The sequence below is a fragment of the Streptomyces sp. 549 genome, assembly GCF_030124175.1.
In the GTDB taxonomy this organism is placed as follows: Bacteria; Actinomycetota; Actinomycetes; order Streptomycetales; family Streptomycetaceae; genus Streptomyces.
The window spans coordinates 1-22635 of sequence record NZ_JASKMT010000003.1 but is presented as its reverse complement, the minus strand read 5'-3'; the positions used below and the strand labels follow the sequence as shown (position 1 = coordinate 22635).

Annotated in this window: 18 protein-coding genes and 2 pseudogenes; 4 read left to right on the top strand and 16 right to left on the bottom strand. The window is 68.8% G+C overall.

Translation table 11 applies throughout. The features are described from left to right. Positions 1-270: 270 nt before the first annotated feature. The 11 genes and pseudogenes from QNO07_RS04195 to QNO07_RS04145 form a co-directional block, all read right to left on the bottom strand. Positions 271-453: pseudogene (locus tag QNO07_RS04195) on the bottom strand (chorismate synthase); the annotation flags it as partial. A 37-nt stretch (positions 454-490) separates the two neighbouring features. Beyond that, positions 491-1683 (bottom strand): annotated as a pseudogene (locus tag QNO07_RS04190) (3-hydroxybenzoate 6-monooxygenase). Positions 1684-1835: 152 nt separating this feature from the next. Then, complete coding sequence (locus QNO07_RS04185; RefSeq protein ID WP_283990091.1) at positions 1836-2168, bottom strand: hypothetical protein; 333 nt, start codon at positions 2166-2168, stop codon at positions 1836-1838. Beyond that, on the bottom strand, positions 2156-4081 hold the full coding sequence (locus QNO07_RS04180) for an anthranilate synthase family protein (protein ID WP_283990090.1): 1926 nt from the start codon (positions 4079-4081) through the stop codon (positions 2156-2158). The genes QNO07_RS04185 and QNO07_RS04180 overlap by 13 nt, the downstream gene beginning before the upstream one ends. Continuing rightward, a complete protein-coding gene (locus QNO07_RS04175) occupies positions 4078-4725 on the bottom strand; it encodes an isochorismatase family protein (protein WP_283990498.1) in 648 nt (215 codons plus the stop codon). The genes QNO07_RS04180 and QNO07_RS04175 overlap by 4 nt, the downstream gene beginning before the upstream one ends. Before the next feature lie 22 nt (positions 4726-4747). Next, positions 4748-5521 (bottom strand): 2,3-dihydro-2,3-dihydroxybenzoate dehydrogenase, encoded by a 774-nt coding sequence (locus tag QNO07_RS04170; RefSeq protein WP_283990089.1) that lies wholly within the window; start codon positions 5519-5521, stop codon positions 4748-4750. Between the two features lie 61 nt (positions 5522-5582). Further along, complete coding sequence (locus tag QNO07_RS04165; protein ID WP_283990088.1) at positions 5583-6743, bottom strand: 3-deoxy-7-phosphoheptulonate synthase; 1161 nt, start codon at positions 6741-6743, stop codon at positions 5583-5585. 188 nt (positions 6744-6931) lie between these two features. Beyond that, positions 6932-8782: an asparagine synthase (glutamine-hydrolyzing) gene (asnB, locus tag QNO07_RS04160; RefSeq protein ID WP_283990087.1), complete on the bottom strand. Its 1851-nt coding sequence runs from the start codon at positions 8780-8782 to the stop codon at positions 6932-6934. Positions 8783-8821: 39 nt separating this feature from the next. Next, entirely contained in the window at positions 8822-9076 is a 255-nt protein-coding gene (locus tag QNO07_RS04155; protein WP_283990086.1) for a helix-turn-helix domain-containing protein, read from the bottom strand. A 386-nt stretch (positions 9077-9462) separates the two neighbouring features. Further along, a complete protein-coding gene (locus tag QNO07_RS04150) occupies positions 9463-10224 on the bottom strand; it encodes an SDR family NAD(P)-dependent oxidoreductase (protein ID WP_283990085.1) in 762 nt (253 codons plus the stop codon). A gap of 94 nt (positions 10225-10318) precedes the next feature. Continuing rightward, positions 10319-11728: an MFS transporter gene (locus QNO07_RS04145; protein ID WP_283990084.1), complete on the bottom strand. Its 1410-nt coding sequence runs from the start codon at positions 11726-11728 to the stop codon at positions 10319-10321. A 301-nt stretch (positions 11729-12029) separates the two neighbouring features. Here QNO07_RS04145 and QNO07_RS04140 point away from each other — a divergent pair, with 301 nt between their 5' ends. The 4 genes from QNO07_RS04140 (at position 12030) to QNO07_RS04125 (ending at position 16687) form a co-directional block, all read left to right on the top strand. Next, positions 12030-12488, top strand: coding sequence for an SRPBCC family protein (locus QNO07_RS04140; protein ID WP_283990083.1), 459 nt, complete (start codon positions 12030-12032; stop codon positions 12486-12488). A 119-nt stretch (positions 12489-12607) separates the two neighbouring features. Then, positions 12608-14248, top strand: coding sequence for an FAD-binding oxidoreductase (locus QNO07_RS04135; RefSeq protein ID WP_283990082.1), 1641 nt, complete (start codon positions 12608-12610; stop codon positions 14246-14248). Positions 14249-14325: 77 nt separating this feature from the next. After that, positions 14326-15981 (top strand): FAD-binding oxidoreductase, encoded by a 1656-nt coding sequence (locus tag QNO07_RS04130; RefSeq protein ID WP_502961782.1) that lies wholly within the window; start codon positions 14326-14328, stop codon positions 15979-15981. A gap of 124 nt (positions 15982-16105) precedes the next feature. Beyond that, a complete protein-coding gene (locus QNO07_RS04125) occupies positions 16106-16687 on the top strand; it encodes a TetR/AcrR family transcriptional regulator (RefSeq protein ID WP_283990080.1) in 582 nt (193 codons plus the stop codon). A gap of 4 nt (positions 16688-16691) precedes the next feature. Here the strand turns inward: QNO07_RS04125 and QNO07_RS04120 are convergent, their stop codons facing one another. The 5 genes from QNO07_RS04120 to QNO07_RS04105 form a co-directional block, all read right to left on the bottom strand. After that, the gene (locus QNO07_RS04120; RefSeq protein WP_283990078.1) at positions 16692-17354 is read right to left on the bottom strand and encodes a ScbR family autoregulator-binding transcription factor; all 663 of its coding nucleotides are present in this window, start codon (positions 17352-17354) and stop codon (positions 16692-16694) included. Between the two features lie 920 nt (positions 17355-18274). Further along, entirely contained in the window at positions 18275-18466 is a 192-nt protein-coding gene (locus tag QNO07_RS27520) for a hypothetical protein (RefSeq protein ID WP_349636807.1), read from the bottom strand. After that, on the bottom strand, positions 18439-18633 hold the full coding sequence (locus QNO07_RS27515) for a hypothetical protein (RefSeq protein WP_349636803.1): 195 nt from the start codon (positions 18631-18633) through the stop codon (positions 18439-18441). Before QNO07_RS27515 ends, QNO07_RS27520 begins: the two co-directional genes overlap by 28 nt. Positions 18634-18775: 142 nt before the next feature. Continuing rightward, positions 18776-20368, bottom strand: a complete 1593-nt coding sequence (locus QNO07_RS04110) for an FAD-dependent monooxygenase (RefSeq protein WP_283990077.1) — start codon at positions 20366-20368, stop codon at positions 18776-18778. Between the two features lie 37 nt (positions 20369-20405). Next, positions 20406-21608: an IS701 family transposase gene (locus QNO07_RS04105; protein ID WP_283990076.1), complete on the bottom strand. Its 1203-nt coding sequence runs from the start codon at positions 21606-21608 to the stop codon at positions 20406-20408. Between the last annotated feature and the right edge of the window lie 1027 nt (positions 21609-22635).

The following is a 22635-nucleotide window of genomic DNA, read 5'->3' as shown; positions in this document are numbered from 1 at the left end:
CGGACCGATGGCACATGCGGTCCGTCTCGAAAGCTAGGCCACGCGAGTGGAAGATGAGTGGGCCTTTTCCCATCCTTGGCACAGGTTGGCTGAAAGTTGTCCTTTGCAAAGATCAGCGGGCACGTGAACCGTCTGCAACTGGTGCGCGACCCCTCTGCCGTGGTGGCTTCACGCCTTGTCCGCGAGGTGAGGTTCCCGGCGCGAAGCGTCGGGGTCCGCGCGTGGCCTTGGCAGTGATCATCGGGCCGCTGAGCAGGCTACTTGAGCTGGCACATCGGCCGGGGCTGGGTAGACGCCGTACGGGGCGTTCGCCTCCGCCACTGCCACGACGTGGGAGAGGATTTCGGTGCATACCGTCTCACTCGGCTACGACTGCGCCACTTCCCCCAGCGCCACCCGCACCGCCGTCCCGCGTGCTGAGGCCCGTTCCAGGATCGGGCGCGCCTCGTCGAAGCTTGGGGCTCTTCTGCGGACAGCCGGCGCAGGGCGTTCAACGAACCGCTCCGCTGGTGAGGCCGCCCGAGGGCGGGAAGCCGTGCAACCAGTCGACCTTGTCGTGCAGGTCGGCCTCGGAGAAGGCGGACAGCATGGTGTTGCGGGCCTTTGCCTCGTCGCCGGCGGGGTGGTACAGCCGGGTACCCATCTCGCGGGCGACGAGTTGTGCCTTGGCCGTGCGATCGTAGCGCTCCGTGGCGTACTTCTGCAGGCTCGGGGCGATGGCGTCGTGGTCGAGCAGTTCGCCGAGGACGACGGCGTCCTCCAGTGCCATGCACGCGCCCTGGGCCGCGTACTGGAGCATGGGATGGGCGGCGTCGCCGAGTAGCGCCACCCGGCTGTCCGTCCAGTTGCCTACGGGGTCGCGGTCGCACAGGACCCAGGTCCTCCAACTCTCTCCGAGCTCCAGCAGGCGGCGTGTGGTGTTGCCCAGGCCGGGGAAGTCCGACAGCACTCGGGTGCGCTCGACGGGCTCCCCCGCTACGGCCACGGTCGCGCCGTCGTCGCGGGTGGCGGCGAGGTTCAGGTGCTTGCCGCCCCCGATGGGGTAGTGGACGAAGTGCCATGCAGGGCCCGCCCACAGGGTGACGGCGTTCCATCTCAGGTCTTCGGGGACCTTCTCCATCGGGATCACGGAGCGGTAGATGGTATGGCCGACACCCGCGGTTCACCGTCGCCGACGAGCTGGGTGCGGACCATCGAGCGGATCCCGTCCGCGCCGATTAGCGCGTCGCCCGTGACCGAGGTGCCGTCCGCCAGAGCGACCGTGACTCCAGCGGTGTCCTGCGAGTAGCCGGTCACCGAGGCACCTGCGACAAGCTTGATACGGGAGATGGCGCGGCAGGCCCGCAGGAGCGGCTCGTACAGGTCGCCGCGGTGCACGACGGCATACGGGTTGCGGAACCGCGCGCGGTAGGAATCCGTGAGCGGCATCCGGGTCACGCACGCACCCGACGTGCCGTCCATCAAGCGCAGCTCGTCTATGAAAACGGCCTTGTCGCGGACGTCCGCGCCCACGCCGAGGCGGTCCAAGGCCCAGAAGGCGTTAGGGCCCAGCTGGATGCCGGCGCCCAACTCCTCGAAGGCCCGACGGCGTTCCAGTACGACGACCTCATACCCTCGCCGTCCGACGCTGAGCGCGGCTGCCAAGCCGCCGATTCCGCCCCCGGCGACAATGATCCTCGCCATGATGTGTGAGCAATCCCTTCCAATGTCGTACGGTCGGATGACGGCCGCCCGGCGCGGTGCGGACGCGCGGCCCGCAGCGCTCGGTGGTGTGCTTGGAGACCGGTGTGCGCGGTCGAAGCCTCCGGGCGTGCCGTGGTGTCGGCGGCTCGCGTTCACCCCTCCAACGCGAGTCCGCGGCCGGCGAGGGCCCCTGCGGTGAACAGCCCCTCGACGGTGGCCTCGACGGCGAAGGCGGACACAGAAGTAGGGGGGTAGCCGATGAGTTCAGCAGCCCGCGGTGCCAGCGGAACCGCAGCGGCCTCAGCGGACTCCCACAGGAGTATCGCGCCCCAGTGCTGCCGCGCCGCGTCGGAGAGCCAGAACTTCACTCGCAGACCGGGCACCTGGGCGAAGCGGTCCACGGCCTCGTCCCGCAGGTACAAGCGCAGGGACTGCACCGTCTGTGCGGAGTCGGCGAGGTCCCACCACACGATCACCGCCTGCACGAGCGCAGCACCTCCGTCATGAGGGAGGCGGTAACGGCCACGCCGTGCTGGGAGAGCACTGACTCGGAGTGGAACTGCAGCGAGGCGAACCCGATGCCGCGCATGGCGTGGATCTCGCCGGTGCCGGGGTCACGGCAGAGCTCCACGACGCCGCGGACAGGATGTTCGGCCTTGTCGGAGTCGGAGCGTGCGGCGAAGGTGTTGTAGAAGCCGACGCGCTCCCGCCGCCCGAAGAGATCGATCTCGCGCTGCACGCCCTGGTTGGGTACGTCCCGCCGGACCAGCGGCAGGCCTAGGAGCATGGCGAGCACCTGGTGGCTCAGGCAGACCGCCATGAACGGACGACGGCTTTGCAGCAGTCGGCCGAGCGCGCCACGCAGATGCGCGATCTTCGGGTCGCCCGTGACGCGGGGGTCGCCCGGGCCGGGTCCCATCACGACAAGGTCGTGGGCGTCGATGTCGTACGGCTCATCGAACCGTCGCACCGTCACCGTGAGGCCGAGCGAGATGAGCTGGTGACCGATCATGGAAGTGAAGGTGTCCTCCCCGTCGACTACCAGCACGCTGCGGCCCGCCAGCTCGGTGGCGCCTTCGACACCCCCCTCGGTCGCCCCGGTCAGCCAGAAGTCGGCGATGGTCTCGTTGCGCCGCGCGAGTGCGCTGAGGACCTGCGGCTCGGTGGCGAGGCGGGCGGAACCGGCGCCGTCCAGCGCCGCGAGCAGCCCGGCTGCCTTCGCTCGGGTCTCGGCGACCTCGGACGCCGGGTCGGAGTGGCGCACCAGCGTCGACCCGACGCCGATGCGCAGCCGGCCGGAGCGGTCGAGGTCAGCGGTGCGTATGAGAATGGCGGAGTCCATGCTGCGGGTACCGGAAGCGTCCCGGCCGATGAGGGCGGCGACGCCGCTGTAGTAGCCACGACCGGCGGGCTCGTACCTGTTGATGACCTTCGCGGCACTCTCCAGCGGGGAGCCGGTGACGGTCGGTGCGAACAGCGTCTCACGCAGGATGTCGCGGATGTCCAGGCTGGTGCGGCCCTCGATGAAGTACTCGGTGTGCGCCAGCCGCGCCATCTCCCTGAGGTGGGGGCCGGTCACCCGGCCGCCGGTCTCGCAGATCCGGGCCATCATCTTCAGTTCCTCATCGACGACCATGTACAGCTCGTCGGTCTCCTTGGGGTCGCCGAGGAAATCGAGTACGCCGTTGAGGGCTGGGCCGTCGGCCGGGTAGCGGTAGGTGCCGCTGATGGGGTTCATCACGGCGGTGCCGTCGTGCAGGCTGATGTGCCGCTCGGGTGTCGCGCCGACGAACGTGCGCTCACCGGTGTGGATCAGGAACGTCCAGTAGGCGCCGGTCTCGCGTTCCAGTAGCCGCCGGAAGAACGACAGGGCGGTCGCCGGAGTGTATCCGGGGATGCTCGCGGTGAATGAGCGCTTGATGACGAAGTTGGCGCCCTCGCCGTTGCCGATCTCGTCGGTGATCACCCGGCGCACCACCGAGGCGTAGTCGTCGTCGTCCGTGTCGAAGCGGCCGCCCGTCAGAGATACCGGTAGGTCGGGCAGACGGCGAAGAACCTCGCCGAGCGGCAGCGAGTCCTGCTCGCCCACCTTCATGACGAGCAGGGGCTCGCCGTCGTCGACGGCGGCGAACCCGCGCTCGGCGAGCTGCCGGTAAGGCACCAGGACGAGTACCTCGTGCCGGCCGTCCGTGCTGCCGGCTCCGTCCCGGTCCGGTGCTTCCGCCAGCGGAACGTCCGTCAGCGAGTCGCACCCGGTGATGTCACCGAGTACGAGGTCGACGACGCCGGAGCCGGTGGTGTGCGGCCGGTGCAGAAGGGCGAAGGTGGGTGGGCGGCTGTCGAGGACTCGTTCCAGCAGGTCGGCGCGGTGCTGAGTGGTGTGGTGCGGACCGGTCACCGGGCAGCCTCCAACTCGGTCAGCAACTGCTTGGTGGTGGCCACGCGGGCGCAACGCTCAGCGGCATACGTCAGGGCCAGCCGGTGGTAGGCGGCGGAGAAGTCGGCCGTCGCGTCCGCAACGAGGAACGGCTGGATGTCGTGAGTGAAGGCATCCACCGCGCTCATCAGCACACCGATATGGGCGTAGACGCCGCAGATGATGAGCTGGTCGCGGTCTGCGGAACGCATCCGCTCCAGTAGGTCGGTGTGCACGAAGGCGCTGTAGCGCCACTTGGTGAGCAGCCAGTCCTGGGGTGCGGGCTCCAGCTCGTCGATCACCTGGCGGTCCTCGGGCGATGTGCGCATGCCCGGTCCCCAGAAGTCGCTCAGAAGGCCGCGCTGTTCGACGCTCATGTCGCCGGGCTGGGCGGTGTACGCCACCGGGATGCCGGCGGTGGCGCACCACTCGCGGAGCAGGACCGCGTTGCGTACCAGCGGACCGCCGGGCGTGTTGCTGCCGGCGAACGGCGCCAGGAAGTAGCGCTGCATGTCGTGAATCAGCAGGATGGTCCGGCGCGGGTCGGGGACCCAGGAGACCGTGTCGGCCGGCAGGTCGCCGGCGGCGGGTATCGGGTAGGACTCGATGGGCGGGATGCCCAGGATGGGGCTGGTCACCGTACTCTCCTCACTGGACACCGAGTGTCGCCCCGCCGTCCACGGTCAGACTGTGTAGCGCGATGTGGCCGGCTTCGTCTGACAGCAGGAAGGCGACCGCTTCGGCGATGTCCTCGGGCCGGGCGACCTTGCCGAGGGGGATGCCGACCTTGTAGGCCGAAGGCGTTCCGGTCACGGAGGTACGGACGGCGGTGTCGCCTTCGTGCATGCCGCGCAGCATCGGCGTGTCCGTGGAGCCGGGGGCGACCACATTGCAGCGGATGCCGTAAGGAGCCACCTCGAGGCCCAGGCATTTGGTGAACATGGCCGCCGCGGCCTTGGAGGCGGCGTACGCGGCCATCTCGGTACGTGCGGTGCCGGCGGCGTTGGAGGCGACTGTGACGACGGCCCCGCCACCCCGGGCCACCATGCGGTCCACCACCGCACGGGAGACGTGGAAGACGCCGGTGGCGTTGACGGCGAAGGTGTCGGTCCAGTCTCGGTCGGTGAGCTTGCGGGTCTCGCCGAGCCGCAGCACGCCCGCCGAGTTGACCAGGTAGTCCACCGGTCCCACGGTGTCCTCGACGGCGTCGACGGCCCGGTTGACGTCCGCGCTCGACGTGATGTCGGCGGGGATGGCGGTGACCCGCAACTCCCGGGTGGTCAGTCGGGCCACGGCCTCCGCCAGCCGAGCCGGGTCCCGGTCCACCGCGGCGACCCGGGCGCCGCGCTCTGCAAGGGTACGCACGATGGCTTCGCCGATACCCCCGGCCGCCCCGGTGACCAGGGCGATCCTGCCTTCCATGTTTCCTCCGTATCGTGGACGTGGCGCTGCGGTCGGTGTCGGTCCAAGAACCCGGTCCCGGTCAACCACGCCAGGCCGAGACCACCTCGACGGCTTGCGAGGGGTTGAGCCGCGGGTCGCAGTAGCTCAGGTACTTCTCGCTCACACGGTCGAGGAACGAGGCGTTGCGCACACACTCGGTGACCGTTTCCGGCGTCGTTTCCAGGTGCAGGCCACCGGCCGTGCCACCGTTCTCGCGCACGGCCTGCTGGAAGTGGTCGATCTCCCGCACGACGGTCTCCAGGAACCGGGTCTTCAGCCCGTCCGGGCCGTTGACGGTGTTGCCGTGCATGGGATCGCTGAGCCAGATGACGGGGTGTCCCGCCGAGACGACCGCCTGGACCAGTTCCGGCAGCCGGTCGGCGGCGGCCTCCGCGCCCATCCGGGCGATGAGCGTCAGCCGGCCGGGACGCCGTTCGGGGTCCAGCTTCTGGCACAGGGCGATCAACTCATCCACCGAGACGCCGGGACCGACCTTGCAGGCGATCGGGTTGCTGATGGCGGCGAGGAGCGCGACGTGTGCGCCGCCGACCTGTCGGGTGCGCTCCCCGACCCACGGCCAGTGCGTCGAGGTCAGCAGCAGGGAGTTGTCCGGTTCGCGGCGCAGCAGAGGAATCTCATAGTCCAGTAGCAGTGCCTCGTGGCTGGTCCACACGGGAAGCTCGAGGCGGTGCCTCCGGGACGTACGCCAGCCAAGGTGGTGCATCGCGTCGCTGGCGGCGCGGTAACCGGACAGCAGGTGTGCGGGGTTGGGACGGCGCCCTTCCGGCGCAGGCTCGGGGCGGTTGACCATGTGGCCTCGGTAGACCGGCAGCTCCACACCGCCGACGACTTCGGTGGGCCGGGAGCGCGGCTTGCCGAACTGACCGGCGAGCCGCCCCACCCGTAGTACCGGCTTCAGCGAGGCAAGCTTCATGGTGCCCGCCAGCACGTCCAGCAGGGCGGCCTTGCGGGCGATGTCGGTCGGGTTGCATTCGGCCGGGTCCTCGGCGCAGTCGCCCGCCTGCACGATCTGGATGTGCCCGGCGGCGGCCTCCGCCAGGAGGTCGTTCAGGTGGTGCACCGCCTCGGCATCGACCAGCGGCGGCATGTGCGCCAGTTCGTCGCGTACCTGGGACACGTGCCGTTCGCCTGACCAGTCAGGCTGTTGAAGTGCGGGCAGCATGCGGAGATGCGATGACATGTCGGTCACTGGAACCCCACGGATGATAGGCCGGTACACCGTCGCGGGACGGCATCAGGGAATCGGGAGCGAGTGCAGAACGGGTGCGGGCGTCGGCATGGCGCCGGCCAGCACGCAGACAGGCGGGTGACTGCACCAGCGGGGGTGCTGTGTCCGCGCCATGCCTGCCTGCGTGGGTGCGGGGTCGGTCAGATCTCGACGCGGACGTCGTACTCGGAGACCCACGCGTTGAACTCGACCAGGCGCTCGAGGACGGCCCGGGCACTCCAGGGACCGCCGATGGCGAAGGAGCCCACGGGCCGGTCGAGCAGCCGCCGCACGTCCTCCTCGGAGACTATTCGCAGGACCGGGGCGCCCTCGGTGAGAATCTCCTCGACCTTCTGCCGCAGGGCGACTTCGTACTTGCCGTCCTGAGTGGACGGGTAGGGGTTCTTCTTCCGGTCCAGGACAGAGTCGGGCAGTACTCCACGCATGGCTGAGCGCAGCAGGCTCTTCTCCCGCCCGTCGAAGTTCTTCATCGCCCAGGGGGTGTTGTAGACGTATTCGACCAGGCGGTGGTCGGTGAACGGCACCCGGACCTCCAGACTGACGGCCATGCTGATGCGGTCCTTGCGGTCCAGCAGGAAGTTCTCCCACCGCGTGATGTTGAGATAGGTCAGCTCGCGCATCCGGGCCTCGTGGCCGCTCTCTCCGGGAAGGCGCGGGACCTCCTCGAGAGCCTCCGAGTAGCGCTGTTTGACGTAGCTGTCGAGGTCGAGGCGGCCCCACAACCCGACGTCCCGGAGGGCGCCGATACCGCCGGCCTTCTCGAAGGGGTGGTGCCAGGGGAAGCTGTCGAGCTCCACGGCTTCCTTGTCGTGGAACCAGGTATAGCCTCCGAACAGTTCGTCGGCCGCCTCGCCCGAGAGTGCCACCGTCATGCGCTCCTTGAGGGCGCGGCACAGCAGGAACAGGGAGTACTCCATGTCGCCGGTGGACACCGGCAGGTCCTGTGCCCGCAGCACCGCGTTCCGGACTTCGGAGTCGAGGATGTCGTCGCTGTCGAGCTCGACGATGATGTGCTCGGCACCCACCCGCTCGGCCACCTCGATGGCGAACGGGGTGTCCGGGTCCTCCCACTGGACGTTGGACTCGAAGCGCTGCTCGTGTCCCACGAAGTCCACGGAGAAGGCCCGGATCGGCTCGGTGACGCCACGCCGGGCCCGGGCGGCTGCTGCGAGCGCCGTCACGGCGCTGGAGTCGAGTCCGCCGGAGAGCAGCGTGCCGACGGTGACGTCCGCGACGAGCTGCCGGTCGACGATGTCCTCCAGCAGGGATCTGACCCGAGCCACCGTGGTCTCCAGATCATCGGTGTGCTCGCGGGCCTCCAGCTTCCAGTACGTCGTGGCGCTGTTGCCGCCGCGCGAGAACCGCAACACGGTGGCCGGCAGCACCTCGCGCATGCCCTTGAACACCGCGTGGCCCGGCGTCTTGACGATACCGAAGATCTCCCGCAGGCCCTCGGCGTCGACGATCGCCTCTGCCTCGTCGTGGGCGAGGACGGCCTTGGGCTCGGAGCCGAAGATCACGCCGTCCGCGGTCGGGTAGTAATAGAGGGGCTTGACGCCCATCCGGTCGCGGACCAGGAGGAGTTCCTCGGTACGCGGATCCCAGATGGCGAACGCATACATGCCGTTGAGACGATCGGCGAACGAGGCACCCCACTCCAGATAGGCCCGAAGTACCACTTCGGTGTCGCTGGACGTGTGGAACTCGTGCCCCAGCGAGGCCAGTTCATCCCGTAGTTCCGGAAAGTTGTATACCTCACCGGTGTAAGTGATGACCGGGAGGCTGCCGTCTTCCGCTTCGGCCATCGGCTGTCGACCGCCCTCCAGGTCGATGACCGCGAGGCGGCGGTGCCCGAGTACCGCGCGCTCCGACACCCACAGGCCGCCCTCGTCAGGGCCCCGGCAGGTCATGGTCTCGGTCATCGTGGAGACGAGCTCAGCCGACCCGCTCAAGTCGCGTCCATAGCTCACCCATCCGGCCATTCCACACATGAAGATTCAGGTCCTTTCGTTGAATGTGGGAGTGCGCGGTCAAAAAGCTTCCGGGTCATGGAGTAGTACATGTCGCGTCAACTGCACCCGACTGGAGACATCGAGTTTCAGAAACGCGTTCCGCACATGCGTGTTGACCGTGTGCGGGGACACCATCAGTTCTTCTGCCACGGCACGGTTGCTCAGTCCTACGGCCACCAGGCGAGCTACCTGCAACTCGGCCGGTGTCAGCGAACTCCATCCCGATCGGGAGCTGGTCGGACGAGCCCTCCTCGTTGCCTTGAGCGTCTGCATCGACTCGCTTTCCGTATCACTTCATTACGAAGTCGGTGAATATCCGCCACACGTTGCGGTTGTGTGAGATCCGCTGCGTTTCCGGGGAGGTCACGGGTACGAGACTGCCTTGCCTTCTGGCTGGACGGCAAAGCGGAATGCGCGACATCGTCAGACGCGCCGGGAAATGTCAGGCACCCGGCACAACCTGACGTGAGTGGGATGTCGTCACGGAAGGAGGACTCCGTGGGCTTCGCAGCGTTCCGTCAGGTCCGGGAGACTGCGTCAGAACCGACAGACTTCGTCAGCTCGGCAGGGAACGCCACATCACTGGGCATGCCTGAGGGGGGCCGCGGCGTCCGCAGCCCCCCTCGTGGCGCGTCACCGCGCCGTACGCCTTCCGATGGTCAGGCGGTGGCACCGCCGTCGATCACGTGGTCGTGCCCCACGACGTAGCTGGACTCCTCCGAGGCCAGCCACAGGACGGCGTTGGCGACCTCCTGCGGGTCGGCAACCCTCCCCAGCGGAACGGTGGGGGCCAGGCGGGCGTCACGCTGCTCGCGGGTCTCGCCCGGGAGGTAGGACATCGGAGTGTCGATCGGGCCGGGGCTGATGGAATTGATGCGCACGCCCTGCTCGATGTACTCAAGTGCGGCGGTCCGGGTCAGAAAACTGACGCCGGCCTTGGATGTCGAGTAGGCGCTCATGCCGGCCAGGCGCCAGTGGGCGCCCAGGTTGGAGGCGGTGTTGACGATGACGCCGCCGCCGTTGACCGCCATGTGCGCGGTTTCGTGCTTCAGCGCGAGGAAGACGCCCTTGAGGTTGACTGCGAGCACCTTGTCCCACACGTCCTCGTCGTGCTCGCCGACCGGCGTGCCGCCACCGAGGATGCCGGCGTTGTTGAAGGCGACGTGCAGACTGCCGTGGCGGGAGACAGCGGTGTCCACCATCGCCTTGACACTCTCGGAGCTGGTGACGTCGACGACGACGCCAGAGGCCTTGCCGCCCTCGGCCTCGATCAACTTGACCGTCTCGCTCACGCCGCTCTCGTTGACGTCGGCGACAACGACGGTCGCGCCCTCCTTGGCGAAGGACAGCGCCGCGGTCCGGCCCAGTACGCCACCGGCTCCGGTGACGAGAACGACCTTGTCGGTGAAGCGTGCACTCATGAGAACTCCATTTCCATGTTGTGATGTCGTGTTGTGCTTCGGGTGGTATCAGTCGCGGACCACGACACTCGCCGCGCCCGCGGTCAACCGGTACTCAGCCGCGCGTCGCGGCCTTCGAAGAAGCCGCTGCGCGTAGGAGCAGTACGAGCCCGGCTGTCACGGCCAGAGCGACGGCCGCCGTGCCGAAGGCGAAGCCGTAGCCGCTCCCGTCCGCTGCGGCCCCGCCGCCTCCGTGCCCCGCGGCGTGTGAGACGGCGAGCGGGACGAGGACGGCCAGGCCGACCGGAGGGCCGATCTCCATGGCCGTGTTCACGACCCCTCCCACGAGGCCGGCCTCCTCGGAGGCGGTGCGTTGCACGGCCCACACGGTCGCCCCGGAGAAGGTGAATCCGGCTCCCACCGGAAAGAGCGTGATCCCGACCACGAGCAGCCCCCAGTACGACGAGTCCGCGCCGAGCTGACTCAGCAGGCCCAACCCGGCCGCACCAAGAGCCAGCCCCGCAGCCGTCAGGAGACCGGCCCCGAACCGGCGCGTGGCCCAGCCGCCGACCGTCGCGGTGAACAGCACCGCGAAGACGGGCGGGAGGAACGCCGCCGAGGTGCGCAGGGGGGAGTAGTCCAGCGTCTTCTGGAAGTAGATCGCCAGGAGGAAGAAGTACGACGCCATCGCGGCGGCCGTCAGGCCGATGGCCAGCAGCGCTGCCAGCCTGTGGGTCGACGCCAGCAGCGCCGGCGGCACCAGTGGCCGGGACGACCGAGCCTGGGTCACCGCGAACAGGGCCAGACCCGAGGCGCCGATGCCGATCCACAGCCAGTCCGACTCGCCCAGCCCGAAGATGAACGCGGTCAGTCCCGCGGTGATGAGCAGGGCGCCCGGGATGTCGAGCCGTTCGGGTCGGCGTGGCGGACCCGTCGGCAGGAGTGGCGCGAACAGGACGATCACCGCGGAGACGACGGCCGGCCCGACGAACACCCAGCGCCACTGAACCCAGGAGAGGATCACCCCGGACAGGATGGTGCCGGAGCTGGCCCCGATACTGGCAAGCACTCCCCATACGGCCAGCGCCCGGGTACGCCGTGCCGCCTCCGGAAAGACCGAGCTGAGCAGTGCCATCGCGGCGGGGGCCGCGAGGGCTGCTCCTATGCCCTGCGCGAACCGGGCGGCCACCAGGACCCACAGCGAGGTGGCGGCTGCGGCAGCGATTGAGGCGGTACCGAAAACCACCACCCCCGCCACGAACACCGCCCGGTGACCGAGCAGGTCGGCAAGACGGCCACCCAGGACCAGCAGCCCTCCGAAGGACAGGCTGTACGCGGAGGTGGCGAAGACGAGATCCGTGTCGGTCAGTTGCAGATCTCGCTGGATCACCGGTAGGGCCACCGTGATCACGGTGATTGTCGCGATCAGAGTGACCTGGACGGCGCCCAGGAGTGCGAAGGACAGCCCGGCCCGCATCCGAGGCGGGGCCGTGTAGGGCGAGTCGTCCACAGAGACGGAACCCATAAATGAATGCTCATTCCACTATAGAGGCCGAAGTCCTTGCGGATTCCCCTTGCTTGCGGCGATTGAAAGCTACCACACTCCGGAACGATCGATCTAGATTAGAGGTCGCCACTCTGGCGAAGCACGACGCGAGCAGGTTGTCCCGGCCAGTGACGAGCCGACGGCAGGTCGGCCGCGGAACAAGATCGGCACCCATGCTGTGCGGTTGTGGAGCACAAGAGATCGCACGTTCATGCGATGTCCTGGGGCCGCGGGCCGACCAGACTCCGAGCTGACCCACGGATCAGGAAGGCACTGGCATATGGCCATTCTCAGTTGGACACTCCCTGTCGCCGGTCCGGGCGAGAGCCCGGTCAGGCCGGACGCCGACCAGGTCTGGGAGGGGCTGCTCCACAAGGCGGAGAACCCCAGCCCGTACGTACCGGCAGTGACGGCTTGCCGCGTGCTGGAACGCTACGACGACGGGTTCCTTCGTGAGATCACCGTCCGCGACGCCGACCGGGTGCAGGAGCGCGTGAGCTTCGAGGACCACGAGCGAGTCGTCTTCCGGCCGGTCAACGACCCCTGCATCGAGCAGATCGTCAACGAACTCGGCACGGACGAGACGGGTCGCCCCACGCTGACCCTGCGCGTCGTCCTCAGCCCCGCCGGTGCCGAGAAAGCCGAGCAGACCCGATACTTCCTGCACGAGACGAAGCGCTACTTCTCGGACGCGCTGCAGTTCATCGTCGACGGTCTCGTCCAGCGCGATGCGCGCTGACCGCTGCGCCGGCAGATTCCCCCATTCCCTCCCTCCACGGGGCACCGGATCACGCGTCCCCCAAGTGCCGCACGCCCCACACACGACCTGCCCGGAATCCGGAAGAGGAGCACACGACCATGCCAGGCCACTCCCGTCGCGCGTTCGCCAGAAACGTCGCGCTGGCAGGTGGCGTGACGGCCGTACTGCCCGCCGTCGCCACCGCACCGGCGGCTGCCGCCGCTGAGCCGTCGAAGGCCGCCGCGGCCGGGGCGGCGGAAGCCGGAGCGGCCGTCGTCACGGTAACGCCAGGGGATCACCGCTACCCCGACCTGACCTGGGGCAGCAACCAGCGATGGGTGGGCACTCCGGACAGTATCCAGCTGGTCAGCACGCCGGCCCAGGTCCTGCGCGCCGTCCAGCAGGCTGTCCGCGCCGGCAAGGGCTTCGCGGTGCGGAGCGGTGGCCACTGTTACGAGGACTTCGTCACCAACGACCGCGTCCGAACCGTCATCGACCTGTCCAACCTGAGCGCGATCGGGTACGACGAGACTCGCGGGGCCTTCTACGTCGAGCCGGGCGCCCGCCTCGGTGACGTGTACCGGACCCTGTACCGCCAGTGGGGCGTCACCCTGCCGGGCGGAAGCTGCCCGACCGTGGGCATAGGCGGGCACGTGTCCGGCGGCGGGTACGGCCCGCTGTCCAGGCGGCACGGCCTGATCGTCGACCACCTGTGGGGCGTGGAACTGGTCGTCGTCGACTCGGCCGGCAGGGTGTCGAAGGTGGTCGCCACTCGCGAGGACAACGACCCCAACCGCAGCTTGTGGTGGGCGCACACCGGTGGGGGTGGCGGCAGCCTCGGCGTGGTCACCCGGTATCTGTTCCGCTCGCCCGACGTCTCCGGCACGGCCCCGTCCGAACAACTGCCCAAGCCGCCGTCCGAAGTCCTCGTCTCGAACGTCACCTGGTCATGGAGCGACATGACCGAGGCTGCGTTCACCCGCCTGCTGCGCAACTTCGGCAAGTGGTACGAGGCCAACAGCTCGCCCGAGTCGCCGTACGCAACCCTCTTCAGCCAGCTCAAGCCCCAGCACAGATCGGCTGGTTCGTTCTCCATGACGACGCAGGTGGACGCGTCCGCACCGAACGCCGGCGCGCTGCTTGACTCCTACCTGGCCGCAGTCAACGAGGGAACCGGCGTCGACTTCCGGGTGGACGACCGCCGCAAGATCTCCTGGCTGCACGCGGTCACCCAGTGGCCCGGCTTCACCGGCACCGACACCACCACACGCTTCAAGGGCAAGTCGGCGTACATGCGGCGCGGGTTCACCGACGCCAATCTCAAGGCGTTCTGGAAGCACATGACGCGCATTGACCACGCTCACCCCGCGTCGCTCGTCATGATCACTGCGTACGGTGGCAAGACGAACACCGTGCCGGCAGGGGACACGGCGGTCCCGCAGCGTGACTCGATCCTCAAGCTCCACTACGTGAGCTTCTGGACCGACCCTGCCCATGACGCCACCCACTTGAACTGGGTCCGCTCCTTCTACCAGGACGTGTACGCGGCCTCCGGCGGCGTGCCCGCGTCCAACGCCGACACCGACGGCTGCTTCATCAACTATGCCGATGCGGACCTCGCGGACTCGCGGTACAACCGCTCGGGCATCCCGTGGTACGAGCTGTACTTCAAGTCCGGCTACCGGCGGTTGCAGGCGGTCAAGGCCCAGTGGGACCCCAAGGACCTCTTCAACCACTCGCTGTCGATCAAGGCGGGGTGACCGTGATGTCCAGTACCTCCTTCCCCGACGACCGTGCTGGAGACTCCGCGGAGGCCGGCTGGTCGAGGCGACGGCTGATGGCGGGCGCGGCCGTCCTGGCCGGCGCCGGGGTGCCGGTCGCCGTCGGCCGCCCCGCTGCCGCGCTGACGGCGGCGGGTGCGGCCGGGACAGCGGAGGCGGCGCCGTTCCCGGCTGCTTCCGTCCGGCCCGGCGACGCCCGCTATCCCGACTTGGTGCGCGGCATGAACCAGCGCTGGACGGCCCGGCCGGAGAGCGTTCGTCTGACCGCCTCCACCGAGCAGGTACACAGCGCGGTCCAGCAGGCGGTCGACGCGGGCAAGCGGCTCACCGTGCGCGGTGGTGGCCATTGCTATGAGGACTTCGTCTTCAACGACGCCGTTGAGACGGTCATCGACCTCTCCGAGATGACTGAGGTGCGGTTCGACGAGCAGCGCGGCGCCTTCGAGGTTCAGGCAGGCGCCACGCTTACCGATGTCTACGAGCGTCTTTACAAAGCGTACGGAGTCGTCGTGCCGGGCGGCGTGTGTTACTCGGTGGGTGTGGGTGGGCATGTCAGTGGCGGCGGCTGGGGCATGCTCTGCCGCAGAGACGGTCTGATCGTGGACCACCTGTACGCCGTCGAGGTGGTCGTCGTGGACGCCCGGCACCAGGCCCGCGTGGTGGTCGCCACCCGAGAGCAGGACGACCCCAACCGCGATCTGTGGTGGGCCCACACCGGCGGAGGCGGGGGCAACTTCGGTGTGGTGACGCGGTACTGGTTCCGCACGCCGGGCGCGACGGGCACCACGCCCGGCGAGCTGCTTCCCAGGCCTCCGGCCCAAGTGCTGCTCAGCGCGGTTGCCTGGCCCTGGGGGGAGATGACGGAGCAGGCCTTCACCCGCCTGGTGCGCAACTACGGCGCCTGGCACGAGGCGCACGCCGCGCCGGGCAGCCCGTACGACGGTTTGGTCGCCAACCTGAGCCTGAACCACCGCTGCAACGGTCAGATCGGTCTGCTGACCCAAGCGGACGCCACGGTCCCAGACGCCCGTGGACTGCTGGACACGTTCCTGCGGGCCGTTTCGGAGGGCGTGGGTGTGCCTCACGGCGCGGTGACCAACGCGATGGGCGAACACGGGCCGATGCCGGACCTCGCCACCCCGCAGCGGCTGCCCTGGCTCCAGGCCACGCGCTACCTGGGAGTCACCAACCCGGTCTTGGTCGACCCCACTCTGCGCGGCGACTACAAGTCGGCCTACCTGCGTAGCAACATTCCCCGGCAGCAGATCGCCACGATGTACCGGCACCTGACCCGCACCGATTTCTCCAACCCGAACGCCATGGTGCTGCTCAGTTCCTACGGGGGAGCCGTCAACTCCGTGTCGCGGACTGCCACTGCCTCCGTCCACCGAGACTCGGCGTTCAAGCTGCTGTACCAGACGTACTGGCACTCAGCCGACGAGGACGCCATCAACATCGCCTGGCTGCGCGACATCTACGAGGACGTCTACGCCAGAACCGGAGGTGTGCCGCTGCCTGACAGGAACACCGACGGTTGCTATGTCAACTACCCCGATATCGACTTGAGCGACCCGCGCCGCAACCGGTCGGGCGTGCCCTGGACCACGCTCTACTACGGCGAGAACTACCCGCGCCTGCAGCGCGTGAAGGCCGAGTGGGACCCGACCGACTTCTTCCGGCACGGCCAGTCCATCCGGCTGCCGGGGCGCTGAGCAATCGCGCTCCGCCACCGGCCCCGGACACCGCCCACCGGCGCCCGACAGCTGGAAGGCCCGCCCGGCTGTCCCGGCGCTGGCTTTCTGGATTGCCCGGTCTGTTTTTGTTAGCCTCGGGGACATGGCCAGAACCAAGGAATTCGATCCCGATACGGTGCTCGGGCGCGCGATGGAACTGTTCTGGGAACGGGGCTATGAAGCAACCTCGATGGCCGACCTCGTCGAGCACCTGGGCATCGGCCGGGCCAGCCTGTACGGCACCTTCGGCAGCAAGCACGACCTGTACCTGGCCGCTATGCGACGGTATCTGCGGGGCAGTGAGGCAGGCTTCGTCACCGCGCTCGCACAGCCGGGACCGGCTCTGCCGGCCGTACGTGCCTTCGTGGAGAGCTGGGTCACCGAGGCTCTGACCGACCCGCACCGCCGGGGCTGCATGGTGGTGAACGCGGCGGTGGAACTGTCCCCACGCGACCAGGAGGTCACCCGCCAGGTGGAGGTGAGCTGGAGTGTCGTGGAGACGGCGCTGGCCTCCTCCCTGCTCCGGGCCCAGGCTCAGGGCGAGCTGGCCGCCGACAAGGACCCCCACGAGATCACTCACTTCCTGCTCGTGGTGATGCAGGGGGTGCGGGTGATTGCGCGGGCCGCGCCGGAAGCCCGGCGACTGCGGGATGCTGCCCGCCTCGCACTGGCCGCGCTGGACTGACCGCTCACAACGGGGCCCGTACGCCGGTTCCCACGGGAGAACACAGCCGGGGGGCGTCCTGCACCGCCGCGGCTACCAGCCGCGCACCGCGCCCGGCCGCGGTGTCCAGCCGGGCAAGCACCGCCGGAACCGCGATCGACGGCAGCAGATGGTCGAGCAGCGTGCCGATGTGGTGCTCCAGATCGTGGCCGTCGGGCACCCTGTCCAGGACGAGGGCGGCCCCCGTCCAGCTGCTCATCACCAGCCGCGCCGTCCGACCCGCATCCACGTGCGGCAGCGTCTCCCCACTGCGCTTGGCTTCCTCGAGCATTCCGGTGAGTAGCGCGATCCACTCCGGCCATGCTGTGCGCACGCCGCGGCGAACCCCGTTGTCCACCGCGAGACGCAGCGCCGCGGCCAGCACCGGCTCCCTCGGCAGCCGGTAAGCCAGCGCCATCGCGGCGTCGACCAGCTCCTGGAGTTTGAGCAGCTGCGGCCCTACCCCCTCGGTGGTCACAGCCTCGTCCAGTACGCCCTGGGCCAGCTCCTCCTTCGAGGTGAAGTGGAAGTAGACGGCGCCCCTGGTGAGCCCCGCCCGGCTGGTGATCTCGCCGATGCTCGCGCCCTCGTACCCGTACTCCAGGAACGTCGAAGCGGCAGCGTCCAGCAACTGCCTGCGGGTGCGCATGCCACGTGCCTTCGATGCCACTGCACTCCTCGACTTCGGCTGGGGATGGGATAATGGAACGTTGATTATGCAATCCAGCCCAGGGCGCGGCCCGGTGAGGGCCGTCAGATTAGCGTATGGGGACACGAGGTGCCTGAGCTGCTGTCCCGCGCGCGGCGAGCCAGTGGAGACGGGAGGCCACCGGAACCGATCCGCTGGACGGTACCGGACCAGAGGGGTCTGGCGACATACTCATGGACCACCTGCACCTCACGCACCGCTCCTCAGTGCACCTGACGCGCTGGGCCAGGGCCGGACCGGCCGAGTGCCGGTTCACCGCCTCCTGGCCCGAGGCGCGTGGCGGCCGAGTGCCGGTCTCCGGGCTCCAGACAGATGCTGGTCCGATGCTCGTGGCCGCGACCTACGGCCAGGCCGGCCTGCTCATCGCGCACTCTGCCTACGCGGTGCCCCGCACCAACGAGACCTTGTCACACAACCTGAGCCTCACCGTCGGCCCGGAGCAGCCGCTGCCCGCACACGGGCCCGTCGCGCTGGACGTCCTCGCCCACTGTGCCGGGCGCGGCCGCCGTGGCAGCGCCCCGGCCGGGCTGCACATCACCGCGGAGTTCCGGCACGCCGGCGGGCTGTTCGCCCCCGCCGCGCCGGGTCGCCGGCGGCTGCGCATCGAGACGCGCAACCGGGCTGCTGCTCGACCACCAGATCGACCACATCCCCGGGCTGGTCCTGGTCGAGGCCGTCCAGCAGGGCGCCCGTGCGCTGGTCGGTCCGGGTTTCCGGCCGGTGTTCGCCGCCGACGCCTTCGAGAGCTACGTGGAACTGGACGCGCCGTGCCTGATCGAGGCGACTGCTCGGTCGACGTACCGCAGCGGCGCCGTCATGGTGGATGCCGCGCCCCGCGTACTCGTCCGCCGCCGCCCTCGTCAGCCCCACGACCGCGTGCCCAGCAGCCACGTATGGGGCGGCTGGGGGATCGCCACCAGCCCGCCCACACTGGCCGTGTTGACCACGGCCCCTCCTCCGCTTTCCAACGTTGCGGCGATCTCGTGCCGCAGGTAGTTCCAGAGCCCGCGCACGTTGGTGTCCATCACGGTGTCGTACACGGTGTCGTCCATGAGGTGGAGCAGTGCCGGTCACCGCCCACACCGGCGTTGTTGAACGCGGCCTCCAGTCGGCCGTGTACCTCGACGAGGTGCCGTGCGGCGCGTGCGGTGTCCTCGGGGTGCGACGCGTCCGTCACGACGTACGAGGCGTTGTGACCGTCGTTGCGCAGGTCCCGCACGAGTTCGGCGAGCCGCTCCTCCCGGCGGGCGGCGGATGACGGCGGCCCCCTCCCGGGCGAAGACGTGGGCGGCGGCGCCTATGCCGCTGCTGGCCTCGGGTGATGAGAGCCGCATCCCCGCTGAGCAGTCGAGGAGCGTCCGTCACAGTCGCAATCCTTCCGGCGGGTCCGCCGTCTCCGTGCCGTCGACCGGTTCACCGAACCAGCGCCGCAGCGCCGCGTGCAGTCCGGCGGCGCTGGACCCTCCGGCTGGCGCGCTCCAGGCTCCGTAACCGTCGGGGCGCAGCAGGAGCGCGTCCGCAGGCAGATCCTCCAGCGCGTGGGCTGTGACGACGTCCACTCGCCCAGCCCAGCCCGCTGCCGCCTGCCGGACATCCGCCCGGTTCGCCAGGTCGAGCAGCACCGGCCGCCCGGCGTGCAGCAGCGCCGCCAGGCCGGTCGTGCCGCTGGCCGTCCTCAGCCGTGTCTCGGGGATGAAGCGTCCCGCCAGCATGTCAGCGGGCCGCCCCACGTCATAGGCGATGTCCGAGCCGCTGACCATGCCTGCCAGGTATGAGTTGACCTCGTCCACGCTCATGAGGTCGGCGAACAGTCTGCGCAGGGCGTCGGTGGGCGCGCCCGGGTGCATCAACGCCACTTGAGCTCGGACGTTGTCCAACACCCGTGCGGCGACGGGGCGCCGTTCCGTGTGGTAGGTGTCGAGCAGTCCGGTCGGCGCTTCCCCCCGCACACAGGCGGCCAGCTTCCACCCCAGGTTGACCGCGTCCTGAAGGCCTGTGTTGAGACCCTGGCCCCCGGCGGGGAAGTGCACGTGCGCGCTGTCCCCGGCCAGCAGGACGCGTCCGCATCGGTAGCGTTCTGCCAGCAGCGCGGCGTCGCTGAACCGGGAGAGATGGCGGGGCGTGTCCATCTCGACTGAACAGCCAGTGATTCGCTCGACCTCCAACTTGAACTCATGGAAGGTGACAGGGGACCTGTGGTCGGGGTGCGGGCCCCGGAAGTCGTACGTGCCGATGCGGCTGTGGCCTGCGGGATTGGTCCAGAAGATCGTCCAGCCCCGCGGGGTCCGGTTCCAGCCGCTCGGTGCGCTGGAGGGGTCGGACAACCGGACGTCCCCCATCAGACAGGAGATGGTCGGCAGCGTGCCGCCGAACGCGATGCCGACGTTCTGCCGTACTACGCTGCGGGCACCATCACACCCCACGACCCAGCTTGTTCGCACCCGCTTCGTCATGCCACCTTTCTGGCGGGTGGTCACCTCAACCTGACGGTCGGTCTCGCGGACATCGGTCACCTCAGCGCCTCGCACCACCCGCGCGCCCAGTCGGATGGCGCGTTGGGCGAAGACTGCCTCCGCGTAGACCTGCGGACTGGCGACCACTGCGGGGAACTCCTCGACGGCCGGGGCCAGGTCGAGGTGTGGCAGACCACCGAAGTGGAACGGCACGTGCTGCCGAGGGGCCCGTCCGGCTGTGTACTGACCCGGTTGCACGGCCTCCAGCAGCCCGCGCCGATGCAGCGACTGTGCGGTTCTGGCGTGCAGGGTTCCCGCTTTCGACTCACTCGAGGGCCGCAGAGCCTTCTCGAACACGGTCGTACGGACCCCGTGCAGGCTCAGTTCGCCGGCCAGAAGCATGCCGACCGGCCCACCGCCGACGATCACCACGTCCGGGTTCAGTTCACCGGCTGTTTCCCTTGTGCCGCCCGAGACCACGGCTGCTGGCCTCCTCTCCATGTGGCGCCTCTGTTCCTGTGGGATTGAGGCAGGTCAGTCAGGCGATCTGCAGGCGGTCGCCGCTCGGCAGCGCCACTGAATGGTCGGGTACCGCGGAGAGGGTGACGATGCCCTGCGCCACGGCACTGAGAGTGATGTGCCGGTGCCAGCCCCTGAAGGTGCGGCCCTCGAAGTCCATCGCGCCCACCTTGGTACTGATCTCGGCGAAGTCCTGGTCGACGCGTTCGCGGAGGCGGCCCAGGCGCACCACGTGCGCGGGAGGTACATCGGTCATGTTCGACAGCCACAGCTCCCGCGCCCTTCGTTCTCCAGGACGCTGCACGCCGACCAGCCGCAGCGGCGGGGTACCGGAGCCGGGCGGCAGCACGACATCGGTGCTGGTGACCAGGGCGGACCGGCCGACGGGATCAATGCGGTCCAGCCACCGGACCGGACGTCCGCTGCGGTCCGCCCCTTCGGCTAGGTGTTGCGCCGTCATCGCCCGGATCGCTCGGCCTTCCCGCACCGCGCTCCACGGGTTCAGCCGTGTGGCACCGGTAATCCGCAGCACGAAGGGGACCTTCGCAGCCGACAGGTGCCGCACTAAGCCTCTCGCCTCTTCCGCACGGGCCTCTGCGATCACCGGACGAGGCCTCAGCCCCCACGCCTGAGTGAGCTCAAGCGCGGCTGCCGCCGCAGGCGGGACGCCAACGTCGTCGGTGCCGACCCACTCCGGAATCTCCGCGCGCTGTCTGCGCTCGGCATCGGCCAGCCACTTCCCGGAGAGTCTCAGCTGCCAGTTGACCGGTGCGCTCTGCTTGTCGTTGGCCAGCCAGACGCCGTACGAGTGCTGGTTGTTGACGACGCGTCCGAGATGTGGAACGTACGATTCGGTCACTCCGACGGTGTGTTCGCCCGCCTTCAGGACCACCATGGGCTTCACCACCCACGCCAGGGGGTCGAGCGCCTTGTCGAGGTCTGCAGCCAGAGCTCTGCGCACCGGGCCCCAGTCCCACGACGACTTGCTGATGAAGTGCTGCAGCCGCTGCTCAGCCGCCCCGTCTCCGGTCATCGACGCTATCGAGCGCATCGACTTGCGGCTGGTGAGCGACAGCAGTCCGGAGATGTACAGTTCGCCGTTCTCGCGCTGGTCGCGGCGCGGCAGCGACATCACCATCCGTCGGCTGTACTCGGTGACGAAATCGTCGGCGACCCCGCTCCAGACGATCTCGTGTGTGCGATGAAAACGGTGTACGTCCACGATGACAACCCCTCCGCCGGACACCTGGACCCGTCGCCTCCCCGCGGCTGGATCAGGAGCCCCCCTTGTCCGTTGGCCGAGTCTAGTTGAACACACGTTTTAGTAATTGGCCATGGTCATCCAGATCACATGCCCCAGTGGAACGGCCTGAATTCCTGCGACTCTGGCCCGCTCCGCCACGCTCTCGGGATATGCGCAGGTAGAGCCCCTCCTCGAGCCGGTTTGCGTCTTCACCTGCGGGGTCGTGGCGGCGTGGGCGTGTTGCGGTCGAGTGATGTGGGAAGGGTGTTGAACCCGCAATACCAAACTGACCGTTCATTTCGCAATAAGGTTTGCCTTCCCGTCAACTGCGTGTCCGAGAGATGGCCAGCAGGTGGAGTTCCCGCTCCAGCGCTCGTGCGGGACGGCGACGGGTGCTTCGGTTGCCTCTTGCCTCGACGGGTGTCTTCAGGAGCCCGCTCGCACCACTCGGTGATCGACTCGACTTCGCCAGGCCGTATGCACTGAAACTCCAAGCAGCCGCGTCGAGTCGGACCCGCGGGACGGTCATCACGTACTGCCCTCCGGTTGAACCGGGTCGTTCACCAGGGAGGCTTCCGCGAAGGCATGCCTCTGCACAAGGGGCAGTGACGGGCTGAGGCCGCGGGTCCTGGGGTAGACGCCCGCGCGTCGCCCACTCCTGAGCGGCCACATCGTTCGGCGGGAAGCCAGCCTGGCGGTGCGGCTGAGTGGGATCACGCCATCGGTTGTTTCCCTGAGCAGGCTCTCCACTTGTCTGGGCGCCGGGTGGTCATGGTCCTGACACTGCCTCTACGCATGCGGGCTGTAAGGAGGGGAGTACGGCGTGCGGCTTTCGCTCCCAGGCTGCGGCCTCGCAAGGTGGGCCCGGCGCTGTGGACCGTGCGACGATGCAGACGTGAACCGACTGGCTGACTCGCAGTCGCCCTACCTCCTCCAGCACGCGGACTGAGCTTGTTCCGCTTTGACGGACACCATTGGTGTGGTGGTCAGGCTGCGAGTGCGGTCT

Excerpts from the sequence above, each read along its gene's own strand:
- QNO07_RS04170 (WP_283990089.1), bottom strand. The coding sequence starts at position 5,521 with ATGGAAGGCAGGATCGCCCTGGTCACCGGGGCGGCCGGGGGTATCGGC.
- QNO07_RS04165 (WP_283990088.1), bottom strand. The coding sequence starts at position 6,743 with ATGTCATCGCATCTCCGCATGCTGCCCGCACTTCAACAGCCTGACTGG.
- asnB (WP_283990087.1), bottom strand. The coding sequence starts at position 8,782 with ATGTGTGGAATGGCCGGATGGGTGAGCTATGGACGCGACTTGAGCGGG.
- QNO07_RS04155 (WP_283990086.1), bottom strand. The coding sequence starts at position 9,076 with ATGCAGACGCTCAAGGCAACGAGGAGGGCTCGTCCGACCAGCTCCCGA.
- QNO07_RS04150 (WP_283990085.1), bottom strand. The coding sequence starts at position 10,224 with ATGAGTGCACGCTTCACCGACAAGGTCGTTCTCGTCACCGGAGCCGGT.
- QNO07_RS04145 (WP_283990084.1), bottom strand. The coding sequence starts at position 11,728 with ATGGGTTCCGTCTCTGTGGACGACTCGCCCTACACGGCCCCGCCTCGG.
- QNO07_RS04140 (WP_283990083.1), top strand. The coding sequence starts at position 12,030 with ATGGCCATTCTCAGTTGGACACTCCCTGTCGCCGGTCCGGGCGAGAGC.
- QNO07_RS04135 (WP_283990082.1), top strand. The coding sequence starts at position 12,608 with ATGCCAGGCCACTCCCGTCGCGCGTTCGCCAGAAACGTCGCGCTGGCA.
- QNO07_RS04130 (WP_502961782.1), top strand. The coding sequence starts at position 14,326 with ATGGCGGGCGCGGCCGTCCTGGCCGGCGCCGGGGTGCCGGTCGCCGTC.
- QNO07_RS04125 (WP_283990080.1), top strand. The coding sequence starts at position 16,106 with ATGGCCAGAACCAAGGAATTCGATCCCGATACGGTGCTCGGGCGCGCG.
- QNO07_RS04120 (WP_283990078.1), bottom strand. The coding sequence starts at position 17,354 with ATGCGCACCCGCAGGCAGTTGCTGGACGCTGCCGCTTCGACGTTCCTG.
- QNO07_RS27520 (WP_349636807.1), bottom strand. The coding sequence starts at position 18,466 with ATGGACGACACCGTGTACGACACCGTGATGGACACCAACGTGCGCGGG.
- QNO07_RS04110 (WP_283990077.1), bottom strand. The coding sequence starts at position 20,368 with ATGGAGAGGAGGCCAGCAGCCGTGGTCTCGGGCGGCACAAGGGAAACA.